Source organism: Pseudomonas sp. 43A, from assembly GCF_013363935.1.
Lineage (GTDB): Bacteria > Pseudomonadota > Gammaproteobacteria > Pseudomonadales > Pseudomonadaceae > Aquipseudomonas > Aquipseudomonas crudilactis.
The window spans coordinates 6,205,965-6,220,351 of record NZ_CP054880.1 but is presented as its reverse complement, the minus strand read 5'-3'; the positions used below and the strand labels follow the sequence as shown (position 1 = coordinate 6,220,351).

25 protein-coding genes and 1 pseudogene are annotated in these 14,387 nt (G+C 59.0%); 15 read left to right on the top strand and 11 right to left on the bottom strand.

Annotated elements, in window-relative coordinates:
• The 11 genes from HUW52_RS27480 to HUW52_RS27435 form a co-directional block, all read right to left on the bottom strand.
• Positions 1–1,590 (bottom strand): YqaJ viral recombinase family protein, encoded by a 1,590-nt coding sequence (locus HUW52_RS27480; protein WP_175555397.1) that lies wholly within the window; start codon positions 1,588–1,590, stop codon positions 1–3.
• Positions 1,577–2,350: a hypothetical protein gene (locus tag HUW52_RS27475; RefSeq protein ID WP_175555396.1), complete on the bottom strand. Its 774-nt coding sequence runs from the start codon at positions 2,348–2,350 to the stop codon at positions 1,577–1,579. The genes HUW52_RS27480 and HUW52_RS27475 overlap by 14 nt, the downstream gene beginning before the upstream one ends.
• Positions 2,351–2,401: 51 nt before the next feature.
• A complete protein-coding gene (locus HUW52_RS27470; RefSeq protein WP_175555395.1) occupies positions 2,402–2,728 on the bottom strand; it encodes a hypothetical protein in 327 nt (108 codons plus the stop codon).
• 124 nt (positions 2,729–2,852) lie between these two features.
• Complete coding sequence (locus tag HUW52_RS30540) at positions 2,853–2,987, bottom strand: hypothetical protein (protein WP_256667878.1); 135 nt, start codon at positions 2,985–2,987, stop codon at positions 2,853–2,855.
• Positions 2,984–3,217 (bottom strand): hypothetical protein, encoded by a 234-nt coding sequence (locus HUW52_RS27465; RefSeq protein ID WP_175555394.1) that lies wholly within the window; start codon positions 3,215–3,217, stop codon positions 2,984–2,986. Before HUW52_RS27465 ends, HUW52_RS30540 begins: the two co-directional genes overlap by 4 nt.
• The gene (locus tag HUW52_RS27460; RefSeq protein ID WP_175555393.1) at positions 3,214–3,501 is read right to left on the bottom strand and encodes a hypothetical protein; all 288 of its coding nucleotides are present in this window, start codon (positions 3,499–3,501) and stop codon (positions 3,214–3,216) included. Before HUW52_RS27460 ends, HUW52_RS27465 begins: the two co-directional genes overlap by 4 nt.
• A gap of 199 nt (positions 3,502–3,700) precedes the next feature.
• On the bottom strand, positions 3,701–3,844 hold the full coding sequence (locus HUW52_RS27455) for a hypothetical protein (RefSeq protein ID WP_175555392.1): 144 nt from the start codon (positions 3,842–3,844) through the stop codon (positions 3,701–3,703).
• Between the two features lie 389 nt (positions 3,845–4,233).
• Positions 4,234–4,587 carry a hypothetical protein gene (locus tag HUW52_RS27450; protein WP_175555391.1) on the bottom strand — a complete coding sequence of 118 codons (354 nt, stop codon included), beginning with the start codon at positions 4,585–4,587 and terminating at the stop codon, positions 4,234–4,236.
• 81 nt (positions 4,588–4,668) lie between these two features.
• Positions 4,669–4,854, bottom strand: coding sequence for a hypothetical protein (locus tag HUW52_RS27445; protein ID WP_175555390.1), 186 nt, complete (start codon positions 4,852–4,854; stop codon positions 4,669–4,671).
• Positions 4,855–5,284: 430 nt separating this feature from the next.
• Positions 5,285–5,542 carry a hypothetical protein gene (locus tag HUW52_RS27440; RefSeq protein WP_175555389.1) on the bottom strand — a complete coding sequence of 86 codons (258 nt, stop codon included), beginning with the start codon at positions 5,540–5,542 and terminating at the stop codon, positions 5,285–5,287.
• A 13-nt stretch (positions 5,543–5,555) separates the two neighbouring features.
• Positions 5,556–6,188 (bottom strand): LexA family transcriptional regulator, encoded by a 633-nt coding sequence (locus HUW52_RS27435; protein ID WP_175555388.1) that lies wholly within the window; start codon positions 6,186–6,188, stop codon positions 5,556–5,558.
• Positions 6,189–6,303: 115 nt separating this feature from the next.
• Between HUW52_RS27435 and HUW52_RS27430 the strand changes: the two genes are divergently transcribed.
• The 15 genes and pseudogenes from HUW52_RS27430 to HUW52_RS27365 all read left to right on the top strand — a co-directional run bounded on the left by HUW52_RS27430 (position 6,304) and on the right by HUW52_RS27365 (position 14,385).
• Complete coding sequence (locus HUW52_RS27430) at positions 6,304–6,543, top strand: helix-turn-helix transcriptional regulator (RefSeq protein WP_175555387.1); 240 nt, start codon at positions 6,304–6,306, stop codon at positions 6,541–6,543.
• A 2-nt stretch (positions 6,544–6,545) separates the two neighbouring features.
• Positions 6,546–6,854, top strand: a complete 309-nt coding sequence (locus HUW52_RS27425; RefSeq protein ID WP_175555386.1) for a CII family transcriptional regulator — start codon at positions 6,546–6,548, stop codon at positions 6,852–6,854.
• Positions 6,855–6,871: 17 nt separating this feature from the next.
• A pseudogene (locus HUW52_RS30845) lies at positions 6,872–7,465 on the top strand (DnaT-like ssDNA-binding domain-containing protein); the annotation flags it as partial.
• Positions 7,466–7,490: 25 nt separating this feature from the next.
• Positions 7,491–8,243 carry a hypothetical protein gene (locus HUW52_RS27420; protein WP_175555385.1) on the top strand — a complete coding sequence of 251 codons (753 nt, stop codon included), beginning with the start codon at positions 7,491–7,493 and terminating at the stop codon, positions 8,241–8,243.
• The gene (locus HUW52_RS27415; RefSeq protein WP_175555384.1) at positions 8,236–8,679 is read left to right on the top strand and encodes a RusA family crossover junction endodeoxyribonuclease; all 444 of its coding nucleotides are present in this window, start codon (positions 8,236–8,238) and stop codon (positions 8,677–8,679) included. The genes HUW52_RS27420 and HUW52_RS27415 overlap by 8 nt, the downstream gene beginning before the upstream one ends.
• Before the next feature lie 135 nt (positions 8,680–8,814).
• Positions 8,815–9,696, top strand: a complete 882-nt coding sequence (locus tag HUW52_RS27410; RefSeq protein ID WP_175555383.1) for a hypothetical protein — start codon at positions 8,815–8,817, stop codon at positions 9,694–9,696.
• 149 nt (positions 9,697–9,845) lie between these two features.
• Positions 9,846–10,163, top strand: coding sequence for a hypothetical protein (locus HUW52_RS27405; RefSeq protein ID WP_175555382.1), 318 nt, complete (start codon positions 9,846–9,848; stop codon positions 10,161–10,163).
• Complete coding sequence (locus HUW52_RS27400; RefSeq protein WP_175555381.1) at positions 10,160–10,390, top strand: hypothetical protein; 231 nt, start codon at positions 10,160–10,162, stop codon at positions 10,388–10,390. The genes HUW52_RS27405 and HUW52_RS27400 overlap by 4 nt, the downstream gene beginning before the upstream one ends.
• Positions 10,387–10,614: a hypothetical protein gene (locus tag HUW52_RS27395; protein WP_175555380.1), complete on the top strand. Its 228-nt coding sequence runs from the start codon at positions 10,387–10,389 to the stop codon at positions 10,612–10,614. The genes HUW52_RS27400 and HUW52_RS27395 overlap by 4 nt, the downstream gene beginning before the upstream one ends.
• Before the next feature lie 15 nt (positions 10,615–10,629).
• Positions 10,630–11,250, top strand: coding sequence for a glycoside hydrolase family 19 protein (locus tag HUW52_RS27390; protein WP_175555379.1), 621 nt, complete (start codon positions 10,630–10,632; stop codon positions 11,248–11,250).
• Between the two features lie 25 nt (positions 11,251–11,275).
• Complete coding sequence (locus HUW52_RS27385) at positions 11,276–11,662, top strand: Gp49 family protein (RefSeq protein WP_175555378.1); 387 nt, start codon at positions 11,276–11,278, stop codon at positions 11,660–11,662.
• 8 nt (positions 11,663–11,670) lie between these two features.
• Entirely contained in the window at positions 11,671–12,123 is a 453-nt protein-coding gene (locus HUW52_RS27380; protein WP_175555377.1) for a lysis system i-spanin subunit Rz, read from the top strand.
• Between the two features lie 3 nt (positions 12,124–12,126).
• The gene (locus HUW52_RS27375) at positions 12,127–12,339 is read left to right on the top strand and encodes a hypothetical protein (protein WP_175555376.1); all 213 of its coding nucleotides are present in this window, start codon (positions 12,127–12,129) and stop codon (positions 12,337–12,339) included.
• A 20-nt stretch (positions 12,340–12,359) separates the two neighbouring features.
• Complete coding sequence (locus HUW52_RS27370) at positions 12,360–12,899, top strand: terminase small subunit (protein ID WP_175555375.1); 540 nt, start codon at positions 12,360–12,362, stop codon at positions 12,897–12,899.
• Positions 12,871–14,385: a terminase gene (locus tag HUW52_RS27365; protein WP_256667876.1), complete on the top strand. Its 1,515-nt coding sequence runs from the start codon at positions 12,871–12,873 to the stop codon at positions 14,383–14,385. The genes HUW52_RS27370 and HUW52_RS27365 overlap by 29 nt, the downstream gene beginning before the upstream one ends.
• Positions 14,386–14,387: the final 2 nt, after the last annotated feature.

Sequence of the window (14,387 nt, the reverse complement as noted above, 5' to 3'; positions counted from 1 at the left end):
TCACGCAGCTACCCTGATGTTTTGCACCTTCTGAATGTGGCTGATCAGGGCGGCGCAGATGCGCGGGAAGTCGCTTTCCCGGTACAGCGATGCACTGCGTTCCTTGGCCACAACTTCGAAACCCAGCGAACTCAGGAAGCCCGCTGACACCGTGAAGCCGAGTCGGTCGCTCAGATCACCCAGCTTGAAGCGCTGGCCATCGTCGACGACTTGAGCTGCCGTTTCGACTGGCTTGATCGGCGTGCTGGTGGCCGGCGCCGGCTCCACGACTGGTGCGACTGTTTGTTGCTGCACGACCGGTTCAACAACCTGTTGCTGCTGCTGGTCATGATCGTGGATTCGCATCTTGATCAGCGCCACCAGATCATCGTTGGCCTTCATCACCAATTCCTGTGCGTCGTGGAACAGGAATTTATGATTCACCGCCAGTTCGTTCAGGCTTGCCTGATTGATCCGGATGCCGTCGGCGATGCGACTGGCCTCGATTTTCGCCCGGGCCAGCTCGGCGTCAGCAGCCTCGCGAAGGCTGGACACCGACTTCTTGCCCTTGATGGCTTCGGCGAAGTTCGCCTGCACCTTCGGCATCCTGATGCGACCGCCCAAGGTGGCGTCGATCTGGTCGATATGGATCTGCAAAGCCTTGGCCGCATCCATGACGATCTCGTTGCGGATGTTTTCCTTGCGGGCCTTGACCAGTTTTTCCAGTTCCAGGCGCTTGCGCCGAGTCTCGGCCGCGATGTCATCAATCGCCTTGAACAAGATGTCGATGCTTTCGGTTTGGCTCAGGGCGTGTTCTTTCGCTGCCTTGAGCTTGTCCTCAACTTCACCGCACCACTTCACGGTTGCGTCGGCATCCGCGAAGTCCTTGTCGTCTTTCAGGTCGGTGTTGATATTGCCGATCACTGTCAGCGCGTGAGACTTGAAGGCGTCGAGGTTGCTTGCGGTAACCATGCCGGTTACGTCGATGCGAAGGGCGGGAAGCTGATCAGGCGCGGCGCCGATGGCTTCAACCGTCTTTTCCTGCGGAGTGAAGGTGCCCAGTTCTTCCTCGAACTGTTTCCAGCCTTCAATCAACAGCTCGGCACGCCCTGGCACAGGCCGGTATTCCAAGTGCACGAAGTTTTGCTTGGTGCCATCGGAGCAGACGAAGAACACTTTCTCGGCGCCGCTCACCAGCAGTTGCTGTTCAAGCTGCCAGTAGTAATGCGGGTCCAACGCATTCGCGCGGATCTGCGCGACAAGCGCCTGATTCCACAGTTTGTGTTCAAACAGAATGTCGCCAAGCATCGTGGCGCCGTCCATTGAAGCCAGTAGGTTGCCGCTGGTACCGACGATTGGGTAAAGCTCTTCGCCGATAATTTCTTCAACGATGGGGCGGGCCAGCTCTTCGGTGGCGTGGCCTCGATCGAACACGGCCTGCTGCGCCGGCCCAACTTCGTCGATGATCCCGGTTTTCTTCACCGTCAGCAGATCGGTTCGGGTTTGATACTTCGATTCGCCCATCATTGCCGGCGCTTCGGAAGCGGTGAAGTAGTTGGCGCGAAGGGCATGCCACTCAGGCGAACCCTGCTGAACGTTATGAACTTGCATTGGTGGTTTCTCCCTCGATGGCGACAAGGCCGTGAATGCGGTCTTTCTGCTCGTCGGTGATGACGTACTTGCTGCAGATGTTGGTGATGATGTGTTCGGGGCTGGTGCGCTTCTGGGCGATCATCCCGCGCCATTTCTCGGCGCTTTCGTCCAGCTTGCTGTCGGGGTAGGGCGGCAAAACCTTCGGCTCGTCGGCCTTGCGCGCCTGGTTGACTTCGCGTTCGGTCGGGATGTCTTGCACCTCTTCGGCGACCGGCATGCCGCGCAGAACATCGGGGAACACGTCGCGCATTGCGAAGGCCCGGGCGCGCATCTGGCGCATCCGCTTCGGGTACTGCGTCCACGGCCCTTGCTTGCCGGCGAGCCCGGCCAGCTTGGCGTCGGTCATGCTGAACGTGCGGCTTTGCTCTTCTTCACCGCGGCGCTTCACCCGGCACGTTGCCGTCTCGCCGTCGTCGCTTTCGTAGACGTACTCACACAGGGGCGAGCTGCGGACCAGTGCGATCACCGCGTCACCCCAGAGGGCAGGGCGGCCGTTGATGACTGCGATGTTCTGCATCGCCTGCATCGGTTGCAGGCCGAGCTCCATGCCCCACTGGATCGCCACCAGAATGTTGCCGGGGTTGTTGGCGAAGTCCTTCGGCACGATGGTCGACTTGGCCAGGTAATCGGAGAACTTCAGCGCTTCTTCGATGTTCTGCGGCGCGAGGCTGAACGTCGGCTTTATCGCCTGATTGGGTTGGGTCGTTAATTCGGACATGAGGTTTCCTTGCCGCGCGGTTCGCAGCGTGAAGAGAGAGTGGAATAAGGATTAGGCAGAGCGGGCGGCTAACATTGCGTCAGCTATTGTGTAGGCTGACTTTGCGTATCCAGCCGCCGCCTTTGCCGCTGTGTCGTAGTCCGTGAAATGAGGCTGATCGAGGGCCCAGTGCATAAACCCATCCAAAGCCTTGCCTGCAAAGTAATCGCGCAAGCTCATGCCTTGCATCGCTTGGGCCTTGGTCTGGATATACACCTTGTCTTTTTCGTCAGTGGTCGCAGTTGGCGCCAGTTCAAGCATCGCTGCCATGGCGATGGTGTGGGACGTGCCGTTCTCAGAGCAGGGGAACGCCGGCCCGCCGGTATCTTTGTTGGACATGGGGTTACCTAATTGGTGATCAGTCCGCCGAGCGCAGGCGCCAGCAGGACAATGGCTAGGAAGGTCAGGCCAACAGCGGCCGAGGTGATGCGGATCGCGCGGCGCCGGGAGCGCTGGGTGGTGGTCATGACACTCTCGCAATCAACATGCCGCGCCGCACTTCAATGCGCAGCGGCCGGGGCAGATCGGCGACCAAGAAAAAGCCCTGATTTTTCAGGGCTTCTGTCAGTTGTTTGGCGGTTCGGCAGATGATGGTCACGGTGCTGACCTCCGAATGTCGGCGAGAAAGGCCTCGGCCTGTGCCTGGTAGATGCGATCCAGACGAGCCACATAGTGGTGGTGCTCGCCGATATCGATCGCTCCCAGCGCGTGGGCCATTTCGATGGCCATGCTGGTCTCAGCATGCAGTTGCGCCGACGAGTCACCGTTACGCAGCAGGGCAAACCGTGAATCGATCATGCCCAGCGCTATTTCATGTTTGCGGCTCATGCTGCCCACCGACCGTTCTTGCGGCGCTGCAAGGCGTCAATCTCAACCCACAGCGCCGTCTCGATCTGCTTGCCGTACTGCTGGGCCAGCGAGTCGTAGCCGAAAACCTTCTGCCTTACTCCTTCATCGTCGTAGGTGATGGCCGAAAGAACCTTGAACTCCAGTTCGCGGCTGCCGTAGAAGTCCCAATCGCTATTCCAAGCGTTGAGGCAGGGCGCGATGTTTTCACAACGGGTTACCTCCACCTGGAGGACAAACCCTTCAACAATCACTTCGTGTTCCATGGTGGTCGCCTCCGTGGTGGCGGTGTGTTGTGCCAACAAAAACTCGAATGCACTCGTTCGCTCCGCTGGTTGCCGTTGGGCGCGGGGTGAGTGCATTCGTAGTTGTGTAGGAAAAGTGAAAGGCCCAACTGGACGGGAGGGCCTTTCCGGTGTTGCTTCCGATGCAGCGATATGAGTGGTTTGTTTTTGGCGGGATCGATCAGCGCCAGAACGCGGCGACCCCGGTGGTACATCGCCATCGCTCACGGCGTGCACGTTGCGGATCGGCGGACAACGCAATAGAGCTGTGCGGTTCTGGCCGCATATGACTCAGCGCTGCGCCGATCAGGATTATCTGGAGCATGGTGTTCTCCGGTGATTGTGATGCAGAAGGCCGGACGCTACCCCGGCGATGTGTTGTCAGTCTGGCCAGTCACATCCTGGCTTTCAGGTCTGGTGGCCACCTTCCTGCCACTCAATAGGTTGTTTTCTGGCTCCTATAGCGCCTTACGTGTCTTCGATTTTCCACGTCGCTTCTGCGTTTTTGCGGTGATGCAGGTGGGCGGTTATAGGCCGCAGTTTCGTCCGCATCGGGGTGTGATCTACGACGGGTTTCGAAGCCCGCAACCACCACAGTTCCAACCTATGGGCATCCAGCCCTATTCCGGTCGGGGGTAGCTCTACCATTGAGCTACGCAGATCACACCCCGATGCGCTCTCATAGAGAGGATCGGGCAGTTGTAAACTTTGGGTTTACAACTCAGCCGGCGCCCACTGTTTGGCGAGGATTTCATCCAGAAAGATTTCGATCTGGGCGATCGCGCTGTTGTAGGCGCGCTCCCAGTCCTTTGGCGCGGTACGGCGCTTTTCCTTGATGCGCTTAATGCCCTCTCGCAGAGCCTGCTCCGATATTTCCCGGCGCTCCTTGCGGCGCCGCGCTTTCGTGTAGCGCTGCTGTACTGGCGCATCCTTGCCGAGGATCTGACTGATCCGAGACGGCGCTTTGGCAGCCGCTGCGCTTTCCTTCAGAGCCTCTTCGAGACTTGGCCCTTTGCCGACTCTCGCCAGAATCCTGTCGGCTGCGCTCAATTCACTGTTGCTTTCCATCTACTCACCTCGAACAGTCAAGTCTGACTTGTCGGTTGATTTCCCGTCTGGCCCTGTCGCCAAGGCCAGGCAGTGAAATCGTCATGCAGCAGCCTTGCAGTCGGCCGCCGTCATTCGATGGCCGTCTTCGCACTCAACAACGCGCACGCCGCTTTTGAGTCCGCGCTCCGCGTTGAGCCTGTTCGCCTCTCGTATGCAGGCGTTTAGGTCGGCATCGGCGAAGACCTGCAACTCTCCGCGCAGGGTGATGTGAATTACCTTGTTCATTGAGTTGCCCTCGGTTGTTTTCCCAATGCACCCGTCACCAGGTGCATCAGTGAAACTTTCCGCTGATCCTTCGGCGCTACTGGCGCGGTACAGATCGATTCAAATTGTTCCTCCAGCCGCGGGCCTTTCGGCTTGTTCTCCCGCTGGATAACTGCTTTCGACGTTTTACGCTGCACGCCCGGGTCAGTTGCCAACCCTCTGAACCGTTGAGGCCGGTTCATCGCTGCCTTTGAATCTGGGCCGGTGGTGATCCGGCAAGGTGAAGCGGTCGAACTAAAGAGCGTTGGCTTTCGCCGGGTTTCTAATCTGCGCTAATCGCAGAACATGGGTTGCATTATGCGCAGATTGTTTTCTGCGTCAAGCGCAGATTCAAAAAAATCAGGACGAAAAAAAGCCCGCTCAGTGGCGGGCTCGTTTTGAAGGGGGGGAATTACAGGTTGTTGACGATCAGCCAGATGAAGAAGGCCGCTGCGACGGCCATTGTCGCGATATCGCTGCGTGATGCGCGCTCACCCAGAAGGGCAGAGACAACGCAGGTGATGAAGCAAACGGCCATTCCCACGCAGAACAGGATCCCGGCCTGGGCCCAGTCGAACAGCAGGAAGGTACCGCCAGAAAAGGCGATGAGCAGCAATCCACAAGTGAAAAGGGCGCCGGTTGCGGAGTCTCGGGTGATAACGTTGGTCATGGCTGGCACCTGCTTATAGACCGGTCATCTTGGTATCGATCACGCGACCGATGAATTTGCAGTCGCCTTCGATCTGAATGGTGCGGTAGTTCGGATTCAGCGGGCGCAGATACTTCATACCTGCATCTTCGATGTACTGCTTGAAGGTGCTTTCGCCGCTCTCAAGCTTCACCACGTAATACTTGCCACTGATCACGTCAGCCTCTGGCTGCACCAGAATACGCGAACCCTCGGGGAAGCTGGGGTTTCCGTTGCAGGTCATAGAGTCGCCACGCACGTTCAGCCAAAAGCCGTTCTCGCCAGCATTCTCAGTAGAGGCGATCCATTCATCTGCATCGCCTGGATGGAAGTTGTCGCAGGACTCCGCCCAGTCTCCAGCAATCACCCAACTCACCAACGGATATTCCTTAGGCTCCCGGCTCGGTTGCAGGGCCATCTGCACGTTCGACATTCCCGCGTCCAGCTGCGGGCTCAGTTTTATCCCGAGGGTGCTCATTATTTGCTTGAGCTTTTCTGGGGTAGTGCTTTGCATGCCGCGCTCAAGGCGCGACAGGTTGCCAGTGTCTGATCCGACCTGGTGTGCAAGTTCTTCAAGCGAAAGCTTTTTGGCTTTGCGCGCGTTTCTGATGATTTGTCCGATATCCATAGGTGCAGATTTTCCGGTCTTGCTGCGTTATGCGCAAAGCGATAGGCGCAGAATTTGATTGCATTAAATCTGCGCCAATCGCAGAATCACCCTGAAATCAACTCAGGGCCACGCCATGACTCCCTTAAAACGTGCTCGTCTCGACAAGAAATGGACGCTCGCCGATGTTTCGGCACGTCTTGCCCAGATCGGTGACGCGATCGACTCCGGCAACCTTTCCCGCGTTGAGCGCGGTGTTCAGCGCGCCTCCGCAGCTCTTGCTGAGAATCTGAGCAAGGTCTTCGACGGTGAGATCACCGAGATCCACATCCTCTATCCGGAGCGGTTCCCCGACTCCGGTGAACAGGCGGCGTGATCATGTCCACGACCCAATTAAGCCAAGAAGAGACGGTAAGGGCTCGCAAGAACTACTCAGTTCTCATGCAGCACCTTGCGTCAGTCGGCAACGGACCTGTCGCGCTTGCAGTGGGTTGCGATGAAGCAACGATCAGCCGCATGAAACCGGAGAAGTTCGAGCAGTTCTGCCAGATCCTGGCCTTCCTAGGCCTGAAGGTTGTCCCCAGCGATATGCGGTGCTTCAACCAGCGCGACATTGAAGCGATTTTCCATCAGGCCAAGCGCTGGATGGAGCATGTGCAGCACGTCGACCAGCTTGAGGAGGACTGACTGTGGACTGGTTCCGGATGTATGGCGAGTTCGCCACCGACCCCAAAGTCCAGATGATGAGCGAGGCTGATCAGCGCCGCTTCGTCATGCTTCTTTGCCTCCGTTGCAGTAACGACGATGTAACGTTACATGAAACAGAGATAGCGTTTCAGTTACGGATCAGTAACGAGGAGTGGGCCACTTCGAAGGCGCTATTTCTGAGCAAAGGCCTCATCGATGAGGACTGCCAACCAGCAGCTTGGGATCGTCGTCAATTCGTCTCTGACTCAAGCGCCAAGCGGGTTGCAGCCCATCGAGCAAAGAAGAAACAGGCATGTAACGTTACGGTAACGCCCCCAGAGACAGAGGCAGATACAGAAGTACCTCCTCCACCTATTTACGCGGATGACGTTTTCGACTCCCGATCAAGATTTTGCATGACCAGCGACTGGCTGCCCTGTGAGAAATCCTTTCAGGCCGTGCTGACCATGAACGCGATGGCAGGCCAGACGCTACACGCCGACTTGTTGCTCGAATTCAAATCTTTCTGGATCGCATCCCCCGACGAACACCGCACCCACGCCAAGTGGGAGCACGCACTCGCCATGGCTATGAAACGCGATCTCCGTAATGCACAAGCTTCCGGGAGAAACTCCAATGGAAACGCTCGATCCGAAAACACTGCCCAAGGCGAAAGCCGCAGTAATTCCCAGTCAAGCCAACGACCTGCTCGCAAAGGCTCACGATCAGCTCCAGACCAGGTCAGAGACGCCATCGCCGAACGAGACGCCCGAGAAGCTGCCGCGCGCACTGCTGGACAAACTGTGGATCAAGATGACGGAGATGTACGGCCACCGTTGGACGGCGAATTTCGGCGTATTGGCTGATCCAAACCATTCGTGGGCAAGCGTTCTCAAGGGCTTGAACGGTACACAGATCGCCAATGGCCTGAACACCCTGGTCGAAAAGCCGGACGAGTTCGACTGGCCACCGCCGGCGAACGTCTTTCGCGCCATGTGCCTGCAAGTGCCGGGTATGCCGAGCATCAAGGATGCCTGGACCGAAGCGCTGATCGGTGTGTACAGCCACGAAGGTGTGCGCGTTGCCGCTGAAGCCACCAGTACTTTCGACCTGCGCACAGCCAAACAAGGCGACAAGGCACTGTTCCAGAGATTCGAACGCAATTACGCGATCGTCATGCGCCGTGCACAGACAGGCCAGCCGCTGGAAGGGCGGATCGCCAAGGGCATTGGCAGCGACAGCAGCCGTCCGCGTGAGCAGGTCCAGCTCGAGCACAGCCGTAACGAGGTCGACCGCATCGTCGACGTACTCGAAATCCCCAAAGACCCGAAGGCTTGCCGCGCCATGTTGCTTGCACAGTTCAAGATCCGGAGAGACGACCATGCATGAGCTCGCGCCAGTTTCATTCGTGGTGCCTGGTGAGGCCGTGGGGAAGGGCAGACCACGCGTAACCACCATCGGCGGACACGCTCGTATGTTCACGCCAGCCAAGACGGCGAACTACGAAACCTTGATCGCTCTGGCAGCCCAGCAAGCCATGAACGGGCGCGACCTGATCGTCGGCCCCGTCATGGTCGAGTTGAAAATCTTCGTGTCGATCGCTCAGTCCTGGTCGAAGAAGAAACGCGCCGAAGCACTCGCCGGCGAAGTGAAGCCCACCAAGAAACCCGACATCGACAACGTGCTGAAAGCGATCTGCGACGGCATCAACGGGATCGTCTTCAAGGACGACGTGCAGGTCACCAACGTGTCCATGTCCAAGAAATTTGGCGAAACACCGGGCGTGATCGTCCGGGTTGTTCCGCTTGAGGGGAAGTCATCATGAACACAGTACTCGTCGTGGGCGCCGCTGCGCTGCTCGTGCTGATCTTCGCCGCGTTCAAGCTGTACATGCTGGGGCTGCCAGCCGTTTGCCAGTGAATCACCGGACTACGCAGAACTACGCAACAAGGGGAAAACCATGAAATTGATCAGTGCGCGGCAAGCCTGGCGGGAAGCGTTGCACGAAAGCCGTGATTCGGTGCTGGCAGCGGCTCAGGAGCGGATCAAACTGGGGAAAAGGGGCAGGGTGGTGGGGGAAACCATGCCATCGATGCGCGACAGCAACGGCCGATGCGCTCACATGCTGGCAGCTGGGCTGGTGCAATCGGCCATTGGGACGCTGCCAAAGCCGTTGCAGCACTTCGGGCACGCGCTGTACTCGCCTGTCGCCAATGGCCAGGACATCAACGTGGCGCACGCCCTGGTCTGGCTGACGGTCGATCTGGACGGTTACCCGGCCAAGCGCCGCGAGGTGGCTTACTGGATGGCCCTCGCCGCGATCAAGAGCCATCAGGCTGCTGTGAATGGCCGTGAGGCTTGGGGGCCTAGCCGTGTCGCAGAGTTCGTGCAGGACTGGTACGGCACAAAGTTCGCCGTGGCCAATTGGGCGCGCGACTGGGCGCCGGTGTGGTCAATCATCGCCCGCGCAGTGGATCAGCTCGACGCGAAGGCGCTGAAGCCTGTTGCTGCGGTAATCGTGCGAATGGCTGAACGTCGTGTGTTCGGAACCTGCCGGTGGGACATCTACGACCGTGAGCATGCTGCCGATGTGCGTGCCGAGGCCTACGCTGCACGCCGAGGATCTGCCCGCGAAGCATTGCACCAGCGCCTGAACGCCATGGACGTTGATCAGCTGCGCCGTTGGTTCCGCCGCATGAACAATTACGGCGCCGCGTACCGCCGTGAGTGGGGGAGCGACACGCACGAAAACCAGTCGCGCCACCTGCTGTACAGCGACCGGATCTGCGAATACTGGAACCAACGGCAACGGGTTGGAGACGTCGCAAAAAGGGTCGCTTGACCAAATGATGAGTGTTCCGGTACCTTTTCCCCAAGTTGCAAAGTTACGCCCAGCTCTCAGAAGCCCGCCAAGTGCGGGTTTTTTGTTGCCTGAATTTCAATCTTGAGCCTCGCCGTCGTGCGGGGCTTTTTCGTTTCTTGGACAAACCAATGACCGACGTTTCCCGCATCGCCGACAGCACGGTGTTCAAACTGGTCGTGCCTGTGCTGCAGACGATCTTGTCTGCTGGCGCCATCGGGGCGTTCGTGTATGTGGTCGGTTCCCTCTCGGCGCTACAGGCCCAACTCGGCACGTATCAGACCAATCAGGCGTTGCTGACGCAGCGTGTTGAATCCCTGGAACGCTCTCGCGACTCCAACGACAAGATGGTCGACACCCTCCGCACTACCACGCAGCGCCAAGAATTTCAGATCACCAGCATGGCCGAGAGCTTCAAGACGCTGGTGCTGACCGGGCGGCCCAAGTGAGAGCCGCACTGGTCGTCGTGCTGGTGCTGACCGGTTGCGCGCACAAGGACATCCCTCGGCCGCAACCAGTCGCAACGCACACGACCGTATACCGGTACTCAACCACCACCTGCGAAACATCTGAGCCTATGGACGCCAAGCTCAAGCAAGCCTTGAAGAGTCGTGACGAATGGAAACGCTACGCCGAAAGCCTCGAAAAACTCCCAGACGCGAAGCCGAGCAAATGAAACTGATCCCCGAGTGGCGCAAGTTCTGGCGCATGACCAGCGTGCAGTTGGCGATTCTGGGCGCCGTCCTCAACGCTGCCGCCGCTGCGTGGTCGGTGTTTCAAGGCGCAGTCGATCCGCTGGTATTCGCGAGCGTGAACATGGTGCTGAGCGTTGCTGTGGCCATCGCCCGCGTCATCCAGCAGTCGAAGCTGCGCGACCAAGATCCGCCGGCCGGCGCCTGATCCAAGGAATCTCCGATGAAAATCACACCTTCCCACCTGGTGGCAATCATGCGTTGCCAGGACGCCACCGCACGCCTGTGGGCTGACCCGCTGAACAATGCGTGCGAGCGCTTCCAGATCAACACGCCGCTGCGTATCGCTGCATTCCTTGCTCAGGTCGGGCACGAAAGCGGCCGCCTGTCCCGTGTGGTCGAGAACCTGAACTACAGCGCCGAGGGTCTGCAAAAGACTTGGCCAAGCATGTTCGACGCCAATCTGGCGGCAGAGTACGCCCGCAAGCCTGAGCGCATTGCGAACGCGGTCTACAACGCTCGCATGGGCAACACCGCCCCGGGTGACGGCTGGAAGTTTCGCGGCCGTGGGGGAATTCAGATCACCGGGAAGTCCAACTACATCGCGTGCGGCGCTGCCTTGCAGCTCGATCTGCTAACCCATCCAGAGCTGCTGGAGCGTCCGCAGCATGCCGCGATGTCTGCCGCGTGGTTCTGGGACAGCATGGGCCTGAACGCCCTGGCCGATGCTGGTGACATCCAGAACATTGGCAGCCTGATCAACACCGGCCGGCGCGGACGTGTGCCGCACGGTGCTGAAGAACGCAAAGCGCTGTACCAGGTCGCGCTGAAAGTGCTGGCCTGACATTCCCCCACCAGAGGCAAACACCGTGAACGACAAAACGATTGAGCAAGAAATTCAGGCGAAGGGCCTGACCGCTCCCCGCATCACACCGGCTGACCTGCAAGCGAACATTGCAAGCGAACACTACTTCACGGCGGGAGACGGAGCTCATGGCGCAACTCTTGCTGATGGTCGAGATCGTAGCGTGTATCCAAGCTCGCTGGATCTGCTGACCTTCTGCGTCCTGGTTTTGCGCAACGGCTTCACCGTCACCGGCGAGTCGGCCTGCGCCAGTCCGGAGAACTTCAACGCCGAGATCGGCCGTAAGATTGCCCGTCAGAACGCTGAACAAAAGATCTGGCCACTGGTGGGCTATGAGCTGAAAGAGCGCCTGCACCAGCAACGCCTACCAGCTCAATCGCCGACTGAGTAACCGAAACCATGAATCGCTACCTGCTCATTGCCCTCGCCGCGTGTGCGGTAGCGATTCTGTTCGGCTGGCAGCATATCGAGCGCCAAGCCGATCAACTGGCCACAGCCACCGAGCAGGTCGCCACGCTGACCAAGGCCGCAGAGTCCCGCCGCAACACCCAGCGCCTGCTGGCCCAGCTCGACACCGAACACACAAAGGCCCTGACCGATGCCAAGACCGCTAACAACCAGCTTCGTACTGCTGTCGCTACTGGCGCTCGCCGGCTGTCCGTCAAGGCCACCTGTCCCGCAGTGCGATCCGCCACCGGCGCCGCCCGCTTGGATGATGCAGAAGCGAGAGCCGAACTTGACCCCGCGTCTGCTGAAAGAATTGTCGCCACCGCCACAGACGGTGACGAAGCCATCGTTGCCCTGACCGCGCTGCAGGATTACGTCAGCCGCGTTTGCCTGAAAGGAAACTGAGTTATGACCCAATTCAAAGTTCGAACCGAAGCCGATACCCGCGAGATCAGTGCCGAGCGTATGGAGTTCTTGGGTGATGGCGTGCGCTTCTACAACGCTGGCCACGTGGTGGCTGCGTTCTCGCGCTACCTGTGGGCAGAAGAGGTTGTTGTGAAGGAGGAGCCAGTCACGCTACCTGAAGCCGGCGCCAACCCAGCATCAGAAGCAACCGAGTAAGCGAGTAAGCGAGTGACCGTATGGCTCTGACATCGAAGCAACAGGCATTCGTCATCGAGTACCTGGTTGACCTCAATGCCACGCAGGCAGCCATTCGGGCAGGGTATGCAAAGAAGGGCGCCAAGGATCAGGCGTGGCAACTGATGGAACGTCCGGAGATCTCCGCAGCTATCAAAGCGGCCATGGAAGCCCGCAACAAGCGTACGCAGATTGATGCTGACTACGTGCTGCACCGACTGACTGAGATTGATCAGATGGATCTGCTGGACATCCTCGACGACGACATGTCGATCAAGCCGCTTTCGAAGTGGCCCAAGGTCTGGCGCCAGTCGCTGTCGGGCTTCGATATCGCCGAGATGTTCGAAGGCGCCGGCAAGGAACGCGACTTGGTCGGCCTGATGAAGAAGATCAAGTGGCCGGACAAGGTCAAGAACCTGGAACTGCTGGGCAAGCACGTCAACGTCAACGCTTTCCGTGAACAGGTGGCGGTAGACATCAACCTCACCACCTCGCAGCGGATGGCTAAAGCACGTGAACGCCTTGACCGCTCCAGAGGCTGACCTCGAACAGCAACTGGTCGAGGACATTCTTTCATTCGCTGACGACCCACTGGGTTACGTCTGGTACGCGTTTCCATGGGGTGAACCGGGCACGGAGCTGGCGAACAAGAAAGGCCCGCGCCAGTGGCAGATTGATGTCCTCGACGATATCGGCAAGAAGATCCGAGCCGGCGCCAAGGATCTGGGCGAGGTTATCCATGAAGCGGTGGCCAGCGGCCACGGGATCGGCAAGTCAGCGTTGGTGTCTTGGATCATCAAATGGTCGCTCGATACCGCTGTCGATACTCGTGGCGTGGTCACGGCCAACACTGAAACCCAGTTGCGCACCAAGACCTGGCCAGAGGTGGCGAAGTGGAACCGGCTTTCCATCACTGCCCACTGGTTTCGGTTAACCGCTACGGCACTGATCAGCACTGACCCAGACCATGAAAAGAACTGGCGTATCGACGCCGTGCCATGGTCGGAGAGCAACACCGAGGCGTTTGCCGGCCTGCACAACGAAGGCAAGCGCCTGTTGCTGGTGTTCGACGAAGCATCAGCCATCGCCGATCTGGTATGGGAAGTGGCTGAAGGCGCCCTGACGGACGAGAACACCGAAATTATCTGGGCTGCTTTCGGCAACCCGACCAAGAACACCGGGCGATTCCGCCAGTGTTTCTCGAAGTACAAGCACCGCTGGAATCCCCGGCAGATCGACAGCCGCACGGTGGACGGGACAAACAAAGTCCAGTTTGCCAAGTGGATGGAGGACTACGGCGAAGACAGCGACTTTTTCCGCGTACGAGTTCGCGGCATGTTCCCGAGGGCTTCCGAATTGCAACTGATCCCGACCGACTGGGTAGCGGACGCGATGAAGCGTGAGCCTGTTTTCGGTTTGGACGATGCCCTGGTCTGCGGCATCGACATCGCCCGGGGCGGCGCGGACAGCAACGTGATTCGTTTCCGCCGCGGCCTCGACACTCGATCGATACCGGCGATCAAGATTCCCGGCAGCGAAACCCGCGACACCACGCTGTTTATCGCCAAGGTATGCACCGCGGTGCAGGACCACCGGCCGGACGCTGTGTTTGTGGACTCGACCGGTGTGGGCGGCCCGGTAGCCGATCAGTTGCGCAGGCTTATGCCTGGCGTGGTGATCCTCGACGTCAACTTCGCTAGCGCAGCGCCTGATCGGCATTACGCAAACATGCGGACGTACATGTGGTGGCAGATGCGCGAGGCGCTACGTGCAGGCCTGGCAATCAACGCCTGTCCAGAGCTTGAGGCAGAGCTGACGTCTCCCATGTACGGGCACAACGCAAGCGACCAGATCGCCCTGGAAAAGAAAGACGACATCAAGAAACGCCTCGGCATCTCGCCCGACGACGCCGATGCGCTGGCGCTCACTTTCGCCATGCCGGTGATGAAGAGCCAGTACCACGACTACGGAAACGGCGGCAGCAACAACGGGCTGGAATCCGACTACGACCCATACGGGGAGAAATGAGC